Annotated in this window: 18 protein-coding genes and 1 tRNA gene; 10 read left to right on the top strand and 9 right to left on the bottom strand. The window is 65.5% G+C overall.

Annotation, left to right across the window (positions count from 1 at the left end; translation table 11 throughout):
* On the top strand, window positions 1–1,275 hold a 1,275-nt coding region (locus tag JQ591_RS34445), incomplete at its 5' end, for a caspase family protein (RefSeq protein WP_211400406.1).
* A 66-nt stretch (window positions 1,276–1,341) separates the two neighbouring features.
* Here JQ591_RS34445 and JQ591_RS34440 read toward each other — a convergent pair.
* The 3 genes from JQ591_RS34440 to JQ591_RS34430 all read right to left on the bottom strand — a co-directional run bounded on the left by JQ591_RS34440 (window position 1,342) and on the right by JQ591_RS34430 (window position 2,297).
* A complete protein-coding gene (locus JQ591_RS34440; protein ID WP_211400405.1) occupies window positions 1,342–1,575 on the bottom strand; it encodes a hypothetical protein in 234 nt (77 codons plus the stop codon).
* 160 nt (window positions 1,576–1,735) lie between these two features.
* Window positions 1,736–2,038, bottom strand: a complete 303-nt coding sequence (locus JQ591_RS34435) for a hypothetical protein (protein ID WP_211400404.1) — start codon at window positions 2,036–2,038, stop codon at window positions 1,736–1,738.
* Window positions 2,039–2,212: 174 nt separating this feature from the next.
* Window positions 2,213–2,297: transfer RNA gene (locus tag JQ591_RS34430), tRNA-Leu, on the bottom strand.
* A 154-nt stretch (window positions 2,298–2,451) separates the two neighbouring features.
* On the opposite strand from JQ591_RS34430, the gene JQ591_RS34425 reads away from it, so the two are divergent.
* Window positions 2,452–2,991 (top strand): disulfide bond formation protein B, encoded by a 540-nt coding sequence (locus tag JQ591_RS34425; RefSeq protein ID WP_211400403.1) that lies wholly within the window; start codon window positions 2,452–2,454, stop codon window positions 2,989–2,991.
* Window positions 2,992–2,994: 3 nt separating this feature from the next.
* Here the strand turns inward: JQ591_RS34425 and JQ591_RS34420 are convergent, their stop codons facing one another.
* Together JQ591_RS34420 and JQ591_RS34415 are read right to left on the bottom strand one after the other, a co-directional pair.
* Window positions 2,995–4,080, bottom strand: a complete 1,086-nt coding sequence (locus tag JQ591_RS34420) for an AbrB family transcriptional regulator (RefSeq protein WP_211400402.1) — start codon at window positions 4,078–4,080, stop codon at window positions 2,995–2,997.
* Between the two features lie 100 nt (window positions 4,081–4,180).
* Window positions 4,181–4,468, bottom strand: a complete 288-nt coding sequence (locus JQ591_RS34415) for a PsiF family protein (RefSeq protein ID WP_211400401.1) — start codon at window positions 4,466–4,468, stop codon at window positions 4,181–4,183.
* 206 nt (window positions 4,469–4,674) lie between these two features.
* Here JQ591_RS34415 and JQ591_RS34410 point away from each other — a divergent pair, with 206 nt between their 5' ends.
* Window positions 4,675–5,172, top strand: a complete 498-nt coding sequence (locus JQ591_RS34410; protein WP_211400400.1) for a hypothetical protein — start codon at window positions 4,675–4,677, stop codon at window positions 5,170–5,172.
* A gap of 47 nt (window positions 5,173–5,219) precedes the next feature.
* On the opposite strand, the gene JQ591_RS34405 is transcribed toward JQ591_RS34410, so the two are convergent.
* Entirely contained in the window at window positions 5,220–5,768 is a 549-nt protein-coding gene (locus JQ591_RS34405; protein WP_211400399.1) for a TetR/AcrR family transcriptional regulator, read from the bottom strand.
* Window positions 5,769–5,878: 110 nt separating this feature from the next.
* Here JQ591_RS34405 and JQ591_RS34400 point away from each other — a divergent pair, with 110 nt between their 5' ends.
* The 5 genes from JQ591_RS34400 to JQ591_RS34380 all read left to right on the top strand — a co-directional run bounded on the left by JQ591_RS34400 (window position 5,879) and on the right by JQ591_RS34380 (window position 8,681).
* A complete protein-coding gene (locus tag JQ591_RS34400) occupies window positions 5,879–6,307 on the top strand; it encodes an acyl-CoA thioesterase (RefSeq protein ID WP_211400398.1) in 429 nt (142 codons plus the stop codon).
* A gap of 3 nt (window positions 6,308–6,310) precedes the next feature.
* The gene (locus tag JQ591_RS34395) at window positions 6,311–6,787 is read left to right on the top strand and encodes a PaaI family thioesterase (RefSeq protein ID WP_211400397.1); all 477 of its coding nucleotides are present in this window, start codon (window positions 6,311–6,313) and stop codon (window positions 6,785–6,787) included.
* A gap of 44 nt (window positions 6,788–6,831) precedes the next feature.
* Window positions 6,832–7,215, top strand: coding sequence for a CidA/LrgA family protein (locus JQ591_RS34390; protein ID WP_211400396.1), 384 nt, complete (start codon window positions 6,832–6,834; stop codon window positions 7,213–7,215).
* Complete coding sequence (locus JQ591_RS34385) at window positions 7,212–7,934, top strand: LrgB family protein (protein ID WP_211400395.1); 723 nt, start codon at window positions 7,212–7,214, stop codon at window positions 7,932–7,934. The genes JQ591_RS34390 and JQ591_RS34385 overlap by 4 nt, the downstream gene beginning before the upstream one ends.
* Window positions 7,935–8,021: 87 nt before the next feature.
* Complete coding sequence (locus JQ591_RS34380) at window positions 8,022–8,681, top strand: DsbA family protein (protein WP_211400394.1); 660 nt, start codon at window positions 8,022–8,024, stop codon at window positions 8,679–8,681.
* Between the two features lie 79 nt (window positions 8,682–8,760).
* Here JQ591_RS34380 and JQ591_RS34375 read toward each other — a convergent pair whose 3' ends face one another.
* The 3 genes from JQ591_RS34375 to JQ591_RS34365 all read right to left on the bottom strand — a co-directional run bounded on the left by JQ591_RS34375 (window position 8,761) and on the right by JQ591_RS34365 (window position 11,120).
* Complete coding sequence (locus JQ591_RS34375; RefSeq protein ID WP_211400393.1) at window positions 8,761–8,967, bottom strand: hypothetical protein; 207 nt, start codon at window positions 8,965–8,967, stop codon at window positions 8,761–8,763.
* A gap of 82 nt (window positions 8,968–9,049) precedes the next feature.
* Entirely contained in the window at window positions 9,050–10,120 is a 1,071-nt protein-coding gene (locus tag JQ591_RS34370) for a phospholipase (protein WP_211400392.1), read from the bottom strand.
* A gap of 28 nt (window positions 10,121–10,148) precedes the next feature.
* On the bottom strand, window positions 10,149–11,120 hold the full coding sequence (locus JQ591_RS34365; protein WP_211400391.1) for a S1C family serine protease: 972 nt from the start codon (window positions 11,118–11,120) through the stop codon (window positions 10,149–10,151).
* Window positions 11,121–11,405: 285 nt separating this feature from the next.
* Between JQ591_RS34365 and JQ591_RS34360 the strand changes: the two genes are divergently transcribed.
* Both JQ591_RS34360 and JQ591_RS34355 read left to right on the top strand, forming a co-directional pair.
* On the top strand, window positions 11,406–12,824 hold the full coding sequence (locus tag JQ591_RS34360; RefSeq protein WP_211400390.1) for a M20 family metallopeptidase: 1,419 nt from the start codon (window positions 11,406–11,408) through the stop codon (window positions 12,822–12,824).
* Between the two features lie 262 nt (window positions 12,825–13,086).
* Window positions 13,087–14,877 carry a peptide ABC transporter substrate-binding protein gene (locus tag JQ591_RS34355; RefSeq protein ID WP_211400389.1) on the top strand — a complete coding sequence of 597 codons (1,791 nt, stop codon included), beginning with the start codon at window positions 13,087–13,089 and terminating at the stop codon, window positions 14,875–14,877.
* Window positions 14,878–14,894 lie beyond the last annotated feature (17 nt).

Raw genomic sequence — 14,894 nt, 5'->3', positions numbered from 1 at the left:
AAGATCGAGCCTGCGACGGCGGATACGCTGATTGCGTTCGCCGCCAAGGCCGGCGCGGTCGCCGGCGACGGCGACGGCGCGCACAGCCCGTTTGCGACCGCACTCCTCAATCATCTCGCGACACCGGGCCTCGACCTTCGCCTGACGCTTGGCCGGGTTCGCGACGAGGTGCTGAAGAGCACGCGGCGCCGGCAGGAGCCCTTTGTCTATGGATCGCTCGGTGGCGACACGGTGGCGCTGGTGCCGCCGGTTGCGCCGCCGGTCGATCCGAACGCGGCGGCCCGGCGGGATTACGAGCTTGCAGCGCAGGCCGGCACCAAGCAGGCTTGGCTTTCCTTTCTCGCCGTTCATGCCAGCGGCATCTATGCCAACTTTGCGCATGCGGCGCTCGACAAGCTCGAGGCCGCAGAAAAAATCAGCGAGAACGCCGATGCCGTACAGCGGCAGGCTGAGCAGCAGGTCCGGCAGAAGAGCGACGATTTCAGGAAACAGATCGAGGAGCAGGCGGCGCGCGAGACCGAACGGGCCACCCAGCAGATCTCCGAGCAGGCCCGGCGCGATCTGGAGAAGGAGCGCCAACGCATCGCCGACCAGGCCAAGCGCGAACTCGACGATGCCCGGCGGCAGGTTGCGGAGGCGCGCCGGCAGGCCGAGGACGCGGCAGTTCAGGTCGAGCAGGCGAAGAAGCAGGCCGCGCTCGATGCACAGCAGCAGATCGAGGCGGCGAAGCGCGAGGCAGAGCGGCGCGAGAAGGAGCGTCAGGCTACGCTTGCCGCCCTGACCCCGCCCGCTGCGCCGCCTCCTGCTCTCGCCGTGGCGCCGACCACGGCGCCGGCGATGGATCCTGCGGACGTCGCCCGCCTGCTCCAGGCGCACCTGAAGCGCGTCGGTTGCGATCCCGGTGCGGCCGATGGCGCCTGGACTGCTCCGTCGCAAAAGGCGCTCGACAGCTTCAACAGATATGCCGGCACCAAATTCGACGTGAAAGTCGCAAGCCTCGACGCGCTCGATGCGGTGCGCGCGCGACCCGATCGCATCTGTCCGCTGGTTTGTGCGAGGGGGCAAAAGGCGGTCGGCGACCGCTGCGTCCAGATCGTCTGTGACAACAATTTCGTGCTGGACGCCCAGGGGGTGTGCCAGCGGCGTCCCGATCCGCCGCCCCAGAAGCCAAGGGCCGTATCTCGCCACGAACCGAGCCCGCGCGCGCCGTCTGCTCCGGCCAGCAACGAAGGCGGCAAATGTTATACCTATGGCGGAAAGCAGTACTGCCAGTGATCCGGCGTTGCTCGCCCCGGGGTTGAGGGGCTGGTGAGATCCTCGCGTCCGTCCAGGATGCCCCCTCTACGAAGCCTCTCCCCGCGGCGGCGGATATCGCCGGGCCAGCGCCGACAACGGCAAGTGTCGCTCGCCCTCCGGCAGCTCCAGATAGGCGAGCACGAGCGGCCGTTTCCAGTCACCGACGCCGAAATCCATCGCCATCCATTTCTGCGGTTCGGGGCCTTCGAGGCCCCGGACCCAGACGAAGAAGCGGGGGAGGTCGTCGGCGTCCGCTTCCGTCGCGCGTCTCCTGGCCATCAAAGCTGCTCGCTGCATCAATAGACGTTGCCGCACGATATAGGCACTGGCTCCGCGAAGTCGAACCCGTCGAGGGAGACTCGTGCCGGGAAGCACGCGGCCCTCCACTGGCGAAGAGTCTCGGGGACACGGATGCGAGCCGTAGGGCCGCACGCCCGCGTCACTGCCAGAGTTCGCAGGTCGCAACCCGGTTGATATCGGCAAGCCGCCGGCTGGTGTCGCCCTTGAGATCGATGCTCGCCACCAGCGTCAGCAGGCGATGATAGGCGCCGTCAGCGACCTCGACGGGCAGCGGGGCCTCATCGAACGTCTCGACATAGCTGCCGACGAGACCGCTCAACAGACGACACAGGCCGCGCTGTTCGGGGTCGTCGCGGCCGAGCGTCTCGAGCTTTTGCTGAAAGATACGGAAGGTGCGCAGGCCGTGGTGCTGTTGCGAAAGCCACGCGTGCAGGTCGTTCATATGAGCTCCTTCGAATTGCGGAAGAAGCTGCCGGTTTATACAGGAGGGATGTGACGATTGCTAGGGAGGGGAAAAGTCGAGACAGTCCGTCTTCGCCAGGAGGCTTCGCCGGACACGCTTCAGCCTTTCGGGCTTAGCGCGGCTGCGCCACGCGAAGCCCGAAAGGGCGAAGCGTGGTGCCCCTGGCCGGAATCGAACCAGCACTCCTTGCGGAACTCGATTTTGAGTCGAGCGCGTCTACCAGTTCCGCCACAGGGGCCCTCGGTCAGCCCCGAACGGGGCGTCGCGAAGCCGGCGGACTATAGCCATGGACCGGACGGGGTCAACCCGCGCCAAAGTGATCCCGCCGTTCTCGACAGCCGCATGGGGCGGGGCTAGAGGCTTAAGTCCGCATCCATCCGAAAGAGGCTGCCGTGACGACCCAGAGTGCCGCAATACCTGCATTCAAGCCGGCGGCCGTGAACCCCGCGCTGACCGCTTCGCTCGCGGTCACGGTGATGGCAGCCGCGACCATCGCGGGCGCCTGGTTCTTCCAGCTGGTGCTCGGGATCGTGCCCTGTCCGCTCTGCCTGGAGCAGCGCTACGCCTATTACCTCGCGATCCCGCTCGGCCTGCTCATCGCCCTCGCGGCGCGGGGCGGTGCGCCGAGGCCGCTGCTGCTCGCGGGCCTTGCGATCCTTGCGCTGGCGAGCCTCGCCAATGCCGGGCTCGGCACCTATCATTCCGGCGTCGAATGGGGCTTTTGGAAGGGACCGACCGACTGCTCCGGTCCCGTCGTCAATCTCGGCAGCGCCACCGACCTGCTGTCGCGGCTCGACACCGTGAAGGTGGTTCGCTGCGACGAGGTGCAGTGGCGCTTCCTCGGTCTCTCGCTGGCCGGCTACAACGTGCTGATCTCGCTCTTGATGGCTGCGATCGCCGCGTGGGGATTTGTTGCGACGGCGAAGCGCTAAGACTCAATCATCCACATCGTCCTGCGTCCGGCCGAACAGGTGCACGATGCCGGGCGTCGCGATCGTCACGAAGACGAAACGCGAGAGGTGATGCGCGCCGACGAAGATCGGGTCGATGTGCAGCGTCAGGGCCAGCGCCAGCATGGCGTCCATCGCGCCCGGTGCGTAGGCGACCACGACGTCGGAGAATTTCACCTGTGTGGTGAGCGCCACGATGCCGACGAAGATCGCGGAGACGGCGATGGCCACCGCAAACGAGCCCAGCGCCGCGTTGATGTGGCCGGCGAGCGTCTTGATCCGCATCCGCGCGAAGCGGCTGCCGATCAGGGCGCCGATGCCGACCAGCGCCACGCCGCGCACCCAGTCCGGCAGACCGCCCTCGACCCAGCCTGCGCCATGCAGCACGCTTGAGCCGATCATCGCACCGAACATCCAGCTCGCCGGAAACCTGATCAGCCGCAGGAGGAGCGCCGCGGCCAGCGAGGCCGCGACCAGTTCGACGAGGTCGAGCGGCGAGGCGATCGTCGTCGTCAGCGACGGCGCGACCGAGGGTGCGACGCCGGCGAACGCCAGCACCATCGGCAGCGCGGCGGTGAGGATGATCACGCGCATGGTCTGCACCACCGCGATGCCCGGCAGGTCGGCGCCGCGCTCGACCGCCAAAATCGTGATCTGCGACAGCGCGCCGGGGCTGCCGGCGAGGAAGGCCGAGGTGCGGTCCCAGCCGTGGACGCGCTGGAGGTAATAGCTCGAGCCGAATGTCGAGCAGAAGGTCGCGAGCGCAAGCAGCCCGATGGTGAGCGGATAGGCACTGACCTGTTGAAGCAGGTGGCGCGAGACGACGGAGCCCAGCGAAATTCCGAGCAGCACCAGCACGGTCTGGGTCAGGATCGGCGGCAGCGTCAGCTGGCGCCCGGCGATCGCGGCGATCCCGACCGCGATCATCGAGCCCGAGATCAATCCTCCGGGAAGGCCCGCGAGCAGAAACACGAGGCCCCCGGCGGTGCCGATGACGAGCGTTTCCACCGTGCTCAAGATCTTGGCACGGCTTGGCCATTCGAACGGCAGGGAGGCGGTGATTTGCTTCACACGACCTTATCGCAAATCAGCGAGACGCGCACAATTGCAGGCTCGTCATGCCGCAATGCGTACGCGTCTCGCCGAAGCCGAGTGGAGGATCGCGACGGACTTACTTCTTGTCGGCGGCCGGCGCGGCGGTGCCGGCCTTCGCTTCCTTCATGCACTCGCGGCGAAATTTCTTGCGCTCCTTGCCCTTCAGCGCCTTGGCGTCGGCTTGCTTGGAGCATTCGAGCGACTCGGCCGAATGCTCCTTCGGTGCCTTCTTGTCGGTGGGGGCGGCGGCTGTGGTGGTTTTGGCATCGGTCTTGGCGGCCGGCGCGGCGGTCTGCGCGAAAGCGGTGCCGGTGGCGAGCAGGGAGGCGAGGGCGACGACGGCGAGGCGTGACGTGAAGGTCATGGTGCTGCACTCTGTCTTGCGAGATTTGCGAAAGGGGTTGGAAGGTCGGCCCGGGTTGCTGAACGCGACATGAATAAATCTGAACGACCCGATCACTATATTTTGGCGCCAGGAGCCATCGCTTCCTTGTCGCCAATCGCCGGCACGTTAGGATAGCAATCCTCGTTTCAACTTCCCCCGGGGGAAGACCAAGGAGGAGACCAGGGATGACCATTCAATCAAAATTGCTGTGTGCAGTTGCGTTGTCGGGCTTTGCCGCACTCGTGGCGAGCGCGCCGGCGCAGGCGCTGACCTCGCAGGAGTGCAGCGCGAAATATCAGGCCGCCAAGAAAGACGGCTCGCTCGGCACCACGAAGTGGAATGACTTCCGCAAGGCCCAGTGCGGTGCGGACGCAACGCCTGCCGCCGCCCCGACCGCGGCTGCTCCTGCCGCGCCCGCGGCTCCCGCCGAGCCGAAGCAGGCGAAGAAGGAGGCCGCCCCCGCTGCCGCTCCGGCGCCGACCCTGCCGGCCGGCCCCGCGATCTATCCGAACGCGGTCGATCCGAAATACGCCAAGGAGACCGCCGGCAAGGCGCGCCTGCACACCTGCGTCGACCAGTACAATGCCAACAAGACCACCAACGGCAATGGCGGCATGAAGTGGATCGAGAAGGGCGGCGGCTATTACAGCGAATGCAACAAGAAGCTGAAGGGCGCCGCCTGAAGCTTCAAGACGATGAAGAGGCCGGAGCCAGGCTCCGGCCTCTTGCTTTAGTCCAGCAGCTTCTCGGCCGATTTCGCCACGAGCTGCGACCGCTTGCGCGGGCCGCGCTCGACGAACAGCAGGCTCTGGCCGAAGATGAAGCAGTAGAACAGGAAGGCCTGCGCTTCAGCCGCCTCGGCCTCGAGGCCGGTCGCGCGATAGAGCTCGGTGACGTGCTTCAGCCGCGCCGCGTCCACGTTCGCGACCGCTGCAGCGGCGCCCTCGTCCGAGCGGGCCCATTGCCGGATCGCAAGCTCGATTGCCATCCCTTCCGGATTGAGCCGCTCGGAATAGAGCTGGATCACCGCCCTCAGCCGCTCACGGGGCTCCTGGCCATCGAGGCTCGTCTGCTGCGCGATCGCCGTTGAGCGCCCCTCGCGCCAGCGTTCCAGCATGGCACCGAGCAGCGCGGCACGGTCGGCGAAGCGGCGGTAGAAGCCGCCCTTGGTGACGCCCAGGTTCTTGGCGAGCACCTCGACCCGCACCCCCTCGACCCCCGATCGGGCGAGCTCGGTGAACCCTGCCTCGACCCAAACATCGCCTTTGCCGTCACTCATGCAGGAAGCCTCGCCGGTTCTTGATACGGTGCCGTATTGCTAACGCGGGAGGAGGCTGATACGCTACCGTATCAAAAATCAAAGACAGAAAAGGCCAGGGAGAAATTGCGATGGAGCAACAGGCCACCTATCGCGGCACGGTCTATCCGTGGCAGTGCGATCACGTCGGCCACATGAATATCATGTGGTATGTCGGCAAATTCGACGAGGCCAACTGGAATCTGTTCGCCCGCCTCGGGCTGACGCCGAGCTATCTGCGCAGCTCCGGCCGCGGCATGGCCGCCGTGCAGCAGAACATCACCTACAAGCGCGAGCTGCTCGCCGGCGACATCGTCGAGATCCGCAGCCGTCTGCTCGAGATCCGCGACAAATCGATCCGCTTCCGGCACGACATGACCAATGCCGAGACCGGCGAGATCGCCGCGTTCTGCGAGATCACGGGCGTGCATATGGACCGTAGCCAGCGCAAATCGGTGCCGTTCATGGATGCCATCCGCGAGGTTGCTTTGAGGCATCTCGCCGAGCCGGCCGAGGCCTGAGCCATGGCCGCACACGAGCCGAAGAACCCGGGCTATCGCGCGGCTGCCATCGCGATGTTCGACGGCCAGCCGGCGATGCACACGCTCGGCATTGTGATCGTCCGCCTGGCGCCGGGCGAGGCCGAACTGGCCATGCCGCATTCGCCGGCCCTCACACAGCAGAACGGTTTTGTCCACGCCGGCATCATTACCGCAGGACTCGACAATGCCTGTGGTGTCGCTGCCTTCACCCTGATGCCGCGCGAGGCCGATATCCTCACCGTCGAGTTCAAGACCACGCTGCTCGCGCCGGCACGGCGCGAGCGTTTCGTCTTCAAGGCAGAGGTGGTCAAGCCCGGCCGCACGCTGACCTTTTGCGAGGCGAAGGCGTTTGCCGAGCACGAGGGCAAGGTCACGTTGATCGCCACGATGACCGGGACGCTGATGGCGATGCTGCCCCGCGTTGCGGCTTCGCACGAACCGCGCACGACCGCCGCATAGCGGTGATTGACAAGACTGCCGGCGCATCCCTTGATGCCGGGATCATGCTCGCAAGTCTTGGCCTCATTCTGCTCTGCCAGTTGATCGGCGAAGCCGTCGTGCGCGGCCTCGGCCTGCCGATGCCGGGTCCGGTGCTTGGCCTCTTGCTGCTCCTGATCCTGCTGCTCGCCCGCGACCGCTTTGCGCTTCTCGCGCGCGGGCCGCTGCGCGATGATGGCGTCGAGACGGCGAGCAAGGGTCTGTTGGCGCATCTGTCGCTGCTGTTCGTGCCGGCCGGCGTCGGCGTCGTGCAGAAGCTCGATCTGCTCGCGTCCCACGGCATCGCCATCATCCTCGTGCTCGCGCTGTCGGTGATCGTCACACTGCTCGCAACCGTACTCACCTTCCGCCTGGTCAGCCGCCTGTTGAGGCAACAGGACGCGCGATGAAGGACAATCCGTTCTCGCTCTGGGTCTATCTCTCGCAGTCGCCGCTGCTTTGGTTGACCGTGACGCTGCTGGTCTATGCCAGCACGGACGCGGTGTCGCTGGCGACGCGGCGCCATCCGCTCGCCAATCCCGTGCTGCATGCGATGTGGATCGTCGGCGCGTTCCTGCTGTTAACCGGCACCTCCTACACGACCTATTTCGCCGGCGCGCAGTTCGTGCATTTCCTTTTGGGGCCCGCGACGGTCGCGCTGGCTGTTCCCCTCTACGAGAATCGCAAGCGCGTCGTCGCCTCGATCGTGCCGATGCTGGTGGCGCTGGTCGCGGGATCGGTCACCGCCGTGGTGTCGGTGGTGTTGCTGGCCGAGCTCGCCGGTCTGCCGCGCGACGTGGTCTTGTCGCTCGCGCCGAAATCCGTCACGGCCGGCGTTGCCATGGGCATCGCCGAATCCCTGCACGCCGATCCCTCGCTGGCCGCGGTTGCGGTCATCCTCACGGGCATCATGGGCGCGATCATCGTGACGCCGCTGATGAACCGCACCGGCATTACCGATTTCCGCGCCCGTGGCTTTGCCGCCGGCCTTGCCGCGCACGGGATCGGGACGGCACGCGCGTTCCAGGTCGACGAAATCGCCGGCGTCTTCTCCGGCATCGCCATGAGCCTGAACGCTTTGGTGACCTCCTTCCTGGTACCTTTGGCGGTCACGCTGCTGGTGCGATGACATCGTCGCCGCGACACTCTATATGACCTGTAACAATTCCCGGTCTCGAACCGTATCGACCGAGATGGGACCGAAACGGGACGAGATATGGCTGGATTAAGGAACAAAGGCCTTGGGCCGACGCGGCGCGCGGCGCTGACGCTGATCGGGGCGGGTGTCCTGGCGGCTGGTGGGATCACCTCGGCGCGTGCGGCTACCGACGAAGACGAAGTGCTCACTGAAGCCAAGGTGCTGCGCGACGCCGACGTTCCCGTCGCCGGTAATCCCGACGGCAACGTCAGCATTATCGAATGGTCCGACTACAACTGCCCCTATTGCCGCAAGTTGGAGCCCGAGTTGCGTCAGGTCATCCAGGACGACGGCAAGGTCAGGCTGGTGATGAAGGACTGGCCGATTCTCGGGCCGGTCTCGGTCACTGCGGCGCGGATCGCGCTCGCGGCGAAATTCCAGAACAAGTACCACCAGGCCCATGACGCGATGATGGGCGTCAGCTCGCGCCTGACCGAGCCTCGCATCGACGAGTTGCTCGCGGCCGCCGGCGTCGACATGGACCGGTTGAGGCGCGATCTCGCCGATCACGCCAAGGACATCGACGCCGTGCTCAAGCGCAACAACGAGCAGGCCGAAGCCTTCGGCTTCCGCGGCACCCCGTCCTTCATCGTCGGCAAATACCGCGTGCCGGGCGTGCTGAGCATGAACGAGTTCGAGCAGGTCATCGCCGACGCCCGCAAGGCCAAGATGAACTGAGGCGAGCCGCAATCATTGTGCCTAACACGAAGGCGCCGTCGCGGATCCGCGACGGCGCCTCATTCATGATACGGTGTCGTTACTTCGACGAGATGCGGACCCAGTCCTTGTGCGCACGATCGCGCAGCGCGTCCCAATCGGCCTTGGCGACATCCCAGTTCACGATGGTGCGATTGGTTGTTGCGACCTCGCCATTGGCGACCGACGACGTCTGCATGGAGTCGTAGACGTACACGCCGCAGGCAAGCAGCAGCGCGCCCAAAATCATTCCAAGAAACATCCGCATAGCGAAACCTCCAATGACGGGCGATAACGTCGGCCCCGACCGATGGTTCCGCGAGAGTGCGGCGCAGGTAAGGACGGCCCGTTCACGCTCCATTCAGCCACTGCACCAGCTCCGCGTTGATCTCGCGCGGATAGGTGTGGCTGAGGTCGTCGATCTCGCGATAGGTGACGTCGGCGCCGGCGGCGAAGAGCGCCGCCTGCGTCTGCCGCGCGGTTTGCACCGGAAACATCCAGTCGAGCTTGCCGTGCGCGATGAAGATCGGCAGGTTCTGCAGGCGCGCAGCGTCGGCCATTTCGGCCATCAGCGGATGGAAGGTCGCCGACACCGGCGCGAGATGCGTGAAGGGCGAGGCGCCGTCGAGTCCCGTGACGTAGCAGAAGGTTCCGCCATCGCTCATGCCGGTGAGCAGCATGCGCGAGGCGTCGATGGTCCAGCGGCTGCGCACGGTTTCGAGAATGCGCATGAGGTTGGGCGTGTCGGTGTCGTCACCCATCAGTGCCCAGGTCGGGCCGGTCGCGGTCGGCGCCACCAGGATCGCACCAAGACTGCGGGCGTCGCGTAGCCAGCTCCACAGAAAACCGCGGCCGTTGCCGCTACCGCCATGCAGCGCCATCACCAGCGGCATGGCGCGGTCGGGCGTGTAATATTCGGGCACGTAGACCGAAAAGCCGCCGCGGCTGCCGGGCTCGTTGTGATCGTGGATGATGCCGGTGTGCTCGTCCGCGCCGGCTTCGAGCCGCGACAACAGGTCGGCATTCCCGCGCGTGGCGGCGTTGAGGAAGAAGTTGCTCACCGGCGGAAACTGCACTGCCAGCGGATAGAGCGCCTCCTGCGCGCGCGGCACATGGCGCAGCGCGCGGAAGACCGCGACGAGGTCGCCATTGCCACGCTCGACCTCGCGCAGGCCGGCAAAGGCGGCGAGCGTCTCGTCGCAGGCACGATCGAGCCGCTCGCGCAGCCCGGTGAACTGTTCCGGCCATTCCCCGATTGCCGCGCGCGCCGTTTGCAACACCTCGTCGGGAGCGCCGATCGCGTTCATCACGGAGGCGAAGGCCGGCGGGTGCAGGTTTCGCTGGAAGAAGCCGAGCGCTTCCAGCGCATTGAGCAGCGGCGGCAGCACGGCCACGATGTCGTCAACGACGGCCTCGCTCATCGTCGCTTCCTTGCTTCAGTTCGGTTTGTCAGTGCAGCTTCGGCGCCTTCAAGAGCTTGAAGCGATCGGTCGAGGTCACAGTGACGTCGAAGGTGACGCCTTCATGATGTACCGTCAGCGGCACGTCGACGCCGGCAGCGCCGAGGCCCCACAGCTTCTTGTAGAAGGCGGTCTGGCTCGTGACCTTGTCGCCGGCCACGGCGAGAATGACGTCGCCGGTCTTGAGCTCGGCACGGGCGGCCGGGCCGTTGGCGGAGATCCCGATCACCACCACGCGGTTGTCGATCTCCGTCGAATAGAGTCCGAGCCATGGCCGTGCCGGCTTGTTGACGCGACCGAACTTGCGCAGATCGTCCAGGATCGGTTTCAACAGGTCGATCGGCACGATCATGTTGACGTGCTCGGCCTTGCCCTCGCGTTCGCGTTCGAGCTGGAGCGAGCCGATGCCGATCAACTCGCCGCGCTCGTTGAGGAGCGCCGTGCCGCCCCAGTTCGGGTGAGCGGGATGGGTGAAGACGGCCTCGTCCAGCAGATATTCCCAGTAGCCGGCGAATTCCTGCTTGGCCACGATCTGGCTCGCGACCGAACGCGTGCGTCCGCCGGCGCCGCCGACCACGACGCGGTCGCCGAGCCGGGTCTCGGCCGAGATGCCGAGCGGCAAGGGTTCGACGTCGAGCTGGCCGAGCGCCTGCACCAGGCCAAAGCCGGTGACGGCATCGAAGCCGAGCACATGTCCCTCCACCACGCGCCCGTCTCCGACATGCAGCCACACGGACTCTGCTTCGGTGATGAGATAGCCGATGGTGAGCACCAGCCCGTCGTCGATCACGACGCCGTTGCCGGCGCGTTCGGTGCCCAGTGTCTCGGCGCTGAAGGCGTCCGGCGGGATGATGGCATGCAGGCCGACGACGGAGGCGAGCGCGCGGTCGAGATCGAAGCCGTAGTCGCTCGCACGCGGCTGATTGGCCGGCGGCACTCTCCATTCGGTCAGGGCGGGCATGGAGTTCTCCTGGCTGAGAGCATCGCTCCGCCGTGGCTAGCGGAACGACGCGCGAAGCACGGATAATTTAGGCCGGAGGAGGCCGTCTTGAAAGCCTCGTTCCTCAACTATTCCGGAGAACGCCGTGTGAAATCTTTGAAAGGCACAGGAGCGGTCCATGCACGGTCGGTAGGGCGGCCCCCCGGCATTGGCCGCATGGCTGCTGTCCGGCGAGGTGCTAGGCGCCTTCCAACGAAGCTGCTAACCATTGCCGCTTCGTTTGACCTAGGGATCACGGACCGAAGCATGGACAACCGCAGCGACATCTGGCGTGGCATCGACACGATCAAGGCACGTTTCATCGACCTCAGCGACAAGGTCTGGGGCATGCCCGAGGTTTGCTACACCGAGGCGCGGTCCGCCGCAGAACATCTCGCCGAGTTGCATCATCAGGGTTTTCGCATCACCGAGAACGTCGCGGGCATCCCGACCGCAGTGATGGGCGAATGGGGCGAGGGCGGACCGGTCATTGCCTTCATGGGGGAATATGACGCGCTGCCGGGCCTCAGCCAGGAGGCGGGCGTCGCGGAGCATCGTCCGGTCGAGACCGGCGGCCACGGCCATGGCTGCGGTCACAATCTGCTCGGTTCCGCAGCTCTCCTCGCCGCGACCGCGGTGAAGGACTGGCTCGCCGAGAACAAGGTGCCGGGCCGCGTGCGCTACTACGGCTGTCCCGCGGAGGAGGGCGGCGCGGCAAAAGCCTTCATGGTGCGCTCCGGCGCGTTTGAAGACGCCGACATCGCCATCACCTGGCATCCGCACAGCTTCTGGGAAGTCGCGGTGACGCCGTCACTCGCAAACACCCGCGCCGACTTTATCTTCACCGGCCGCACCTCGCATGCGGCGGCTTCGCCGCATCTCGGCCGCTCCGCGCTCGACGCCGTGGAGCTGATGAATGTCGGCGTGAACTACATGCGTGAGCACATGCCGAGCGACGCGCGCGTGCACTACGCGCTGCTCGATACCGGTGGCATCGCCCCCAACGTGGTGCAGGCGCACGCGCGCGTGCGCTATTCGATCCGCGCCCGCGATCTGCCCGGCATGAACGAGCTGGTCGGACGCGTGAGCAAGATCGCAGAGGGCGCGGCGTTGATGACCGAGACCAAGGTCGAGATGAAGATCATCTCCGCGGTCTCCAACATCCTGCCGAACACGCCGCTGGAGCAGGCGTTGCACCGGGTCATGGAAGAGCTCGGACCGCCGCATTTCGACGACGCCGACAACGGCTTTGCCAGCCAGATCCGCGCGACGCTGAGCGACAAGGATATCGAGTCGGTCTATTACGCGATCGGCATGGAGCCGACCGACCGGCCGCTGGCTGACTTCCTGGTGCCACTCGATGCCAAGCGCAATCCGCTGGTCGGCTCGACCGACGTCGGCGACGTGAGCTGGGTGGTGCCGACCGTGCAGGTCCATGCACCCACGGTTGCAATCGGCACGCCCTTCCACACCTGGCAGGTGGTCGCGCAAGGCAAGAGCGCGCATGCGCACAAGGCCATGGTGCAGGCCGCCAAGGCGATGGCCGGCATCGGCATCAAGGCGCTGACGGACCCGGAGTTGATCAAGGCCGCCAAGGCTGACCTCGAGAAGCGGACCGCCAAGACGCCTTACGTCTGTCCGCTGCCGGACCACGTCGCGCCGCCGCTCGACATGTCCGTGGCGTAGAATTTCGCCTCGATACTTCGTCTGATCCGGCGATCAAATTTTCTGCAGTGCAGCGCGGAATTCAGCGTGTTTTGATGCTGGATTGCCGAACGTATGGGCTGCGGAATATGGTTTTGCCCAACAGACAGTCAGAAGACCGTTTGCATACACACGGTCGCAGTTGACGTGCACCCCATTCGGTGTGCCATCTACCGCCAGCCAAGCCCGGTGGTCGCCTCGCGCGACCGCCTGCATCCATAAGGGAACCAGACGGGGGACAACCATGCTGGATAAAGAACTGCGTTCGATGATCGGTGACGTGAAGGGCGGGCGGATGGATCGCCGCGCCTTCATTCAGCACCTGGCTGCCGTGGGTCTCACCGCGCCTTTGGCCAATCAGATCCTCGCGCTCGGCGGCGTCGCCATGGCTGAGGGTGCCTCGACCTACAAGCCGACCAAGCGCGGCGGCGGTGGTGCGCTCAAGCTGCTGTGGTGGCAGGGGCCGACCCTGCTCAATCCGCATTTTGCCACCGGCACCAAGGACCAGGACGGCGCGCGCCTGTTCTACGAGCCGCTCGCCTGTTGGGATCCCGACGGCAACATGAAGCTGGTTCTGGCCGCAGAAATTCCCTCGATCCAGAATGGCGGCCTCGCCGCCGACGGCAAGTCGGTGACCTGGAAGCTCAAACCCGGCGTCAAATGGCATGACGGCACGCCATTCACAGCCGACGACGTCGTGTTCAACTGGGAATATGCCAAGGATCCGGCGACCTCCGCACTGACGATCGCGACGCTGCGCGACATCACGGTCGAGAAGGTGGACGACCTCACGGTCCGCATCGTCTTCAACAAGCCGACGCCGTTCTGGGCCGACGCCTTTGTCGGGGCTCCCAATACCATCATCCCGAAACATCTGTTCAAGGACTATATGGGGTCCAAATCGCGGGAGGCGCCGACCAACCTCTCGCCGGTCGGCACCGGCCCCTACAAGTTCGTCGAGTTCAAGCCGGGCGATCTTGTCCGCGGCGTGATCAATCCCGATTATCACATGGCGAACCGCCCCTATTTCGATTCGATCGAGATGAAGGGCGGCGGCGATGCCGTCTCTGCCGCGCGTGCGGTGATCCAGACCGGCGAGTATGATTTCGGCTGGAACATTCAGGTCGAGGACGACGTGCTGCTGCGCCTGGAGAAGGGCGGCAAGGGAAAGACCGTCTACGCGGTCGGCGGCGACACCGAATTCATCGCACTGAACTTCACCGATCCCAACACCGAGGTCGATGGCGAACGCTCTTCGATGAAGACCAAGCACCCGCTGTTTTCCGATCCGGCGGTTCGCAAGGCGCTCTCGCTGCTGATCGATCGCGAGTCGGTCAAGAAGGCGATCTACGGCCGCGCCGGCCGCACCTCCGCCAACTTCCTCAACGGGCCGGAAAAGTTCGTCTCCAAGAACACCTCGTGGGAGTTCAGCGTGGAGAAGGCCACGAAGATCCTCGACGATGCCGGCTGGAAGCCGGGCGCCGACGGCATCCGCGAGAAGGACGGCAAGAAGCTGAAGCTCGTCTACCAGACCTCGATCAACGGGCCGCGGCAGAAGACGCAGGCGATCGTCAAGCAGGCCTGCCAGAAGGCGGGCATCGACGTCGAGCTGAAATCGGTCGTCGCCTCCGTGTTCTTCTCCTCCGACGTCGGCAATCCCGATACCTATTCCAAGTTCTACGCCGACATGGAGATGTTCCAGATCCCGCTGAGCCAGCCCGATCCGTCGCAGCACATGCGTCGCTACCTTTCGAACCTTGTCGCCACCAAGGAGAACAAGTGGCAGGGCACCAACTTCCCGCGCTGGGTCAACAAGGAGTACGACGCGACCATCCAGGCCGCCGACGGCGAGATGGATCCGGTCAAGCGCGCGGCGCTCTACATCAAGGCCAATGACCTCATGTACGAGGACACCGTGTTCATCCCGGTGCAGCACCGCCTGAAGGTCGAGGCGGCCGCCACCAATCTGCGCCCGGTCGTTTCCGGCTGGGCCAACGAGACCGACAACCTGTTCGACTGGTACCGCGAGGAATGATCGCGCACGCTTAGAGC

Source organism: Bradyrhizobium canariense (assembly GCF_018130465.1).
Taxonomy (GTDB): domain Bacteria; phylum Pseudomonadota; class Alphaproteobacteria; order Rhizobiales; family Xanthobacteraceae; genus Bradyrhizobium; species Bradyrhizobium canariense_C.
Note: the sequence above shows the minus strand (reverse complement) of the source record. Positions and strands in the feature narration are given on the sequence as shown.

Excerpts from the sequence above, each read along its gene's own strand:
- JQ591_RS34405 (WP_211400399.1), bottom strand. The coding sequence starts at position 5,768 with ATGAGTGACGGCAAAGGCGATGTTTGGGTCGAGGCAGGGTTCACCGAG.
- JQ591_RS34440 (WP_211400405.1), bottom strand. The coding sequence starts at position 1,575 with ATGGCCAGGAGACGCGCGACGGAAGCGGACGCCGACGACCTCCCCCGC.
- JQ591_RS34360 (WP_211400390.1), top strand. The coding sequence starts at position 11,406 with ATGGACAACCGCAGCGACATCTGGCGTGGCATCGACACGATCAAGGCA.
- JQ591_RS34380 (WP_211400394.1), top strand. The coding sequence starts at position 8,022 with ATGGCTGGATTAAGGAACAAAGGCCTTGGGCCGACGCGGCGCGCGGCG.
- JQ591_RS34390 (WP_211400396.1), top strand. The coding sequence starts at position 6,832 with ATGCTCGCAAGTCTTGGCCTCATTCTGCTCTGCCAGTTGATCGGCGAA.
- JQ591_RS34355 (WP_211400389.1), top strand. The coding sequence starts at position 13,087 with ATGCTGGATAAAGAACTGCGTTCGATGATCGGTGACGTGAAGGGCGGG.
- JQ591_RS34385 (WP_211400395.1), top strand. The coding sequence starts at position 7,212 with ATGAAGGACAATCCGTTCTCGCTCTGGGTCTATCTCTCGCAGTCGCCG.
- JQ591_RS34375 (WP_211400393.1), bottom strand. The coding sequence starts at position 8,967 with ATGCGGATGTTTCTTGGAATGATTTTGGGCGCGCTGCTGCTTGCCTGC.
- JQ591_RS34370 (WP_211400392.1), bottom strand. The coding sequence starts at position 10,120 with ATGAGCGAGGCCGTCGTTGACGACATCGTGGCCGTGCTGCCGCCGCTG.
- JQ591_RS34435 (WP_211400404.1), bottom strand. The coding sequence starts at position 2,038 with ATGAACGACCTGCACGCGTGGCTTTCGCAACAGCACCACGGCCTGCGC.
- JQ591_RS34415 (WP_211400401.1), bottom strand. The coding sequence starts at position 4,468 with ATGACCTTCACGTCACGCCTCGCCGTCGTCGCCCTCGCCTCCCTGCTC.
- JQ591_RS34410 (WP_211400400.1), top strand. The coding sequence starts at position 4,675 with ATGACCATTCAATCAAAATTGCTGTGTGCAGTTGCGTTGTCGGGCTTT.
- JQ591_RS34365 (WP_211400391.1), bottom strand. The coding sequence starts at position 11,120 with ATGCCCGCCCTGACCGAATGGAGAGTGCCGCCGGCCAATCAGCCGCGT.
- JQ591_RS34400 (WP_211400398.1), top strand. The coding sequence starts at position 5,879 with ATGGAGCAACAGGCCACCTATCGCGGCACGGTCTATCCGTGGCAGTGC.
- JQ591_RS34395 (WP_211400397.1), top strand. The coding sequence starts at position 6,311 with ATGGCCGCACACGAGCCGAAGAACCCGGGCTATCGCGCGGCTGCCATC.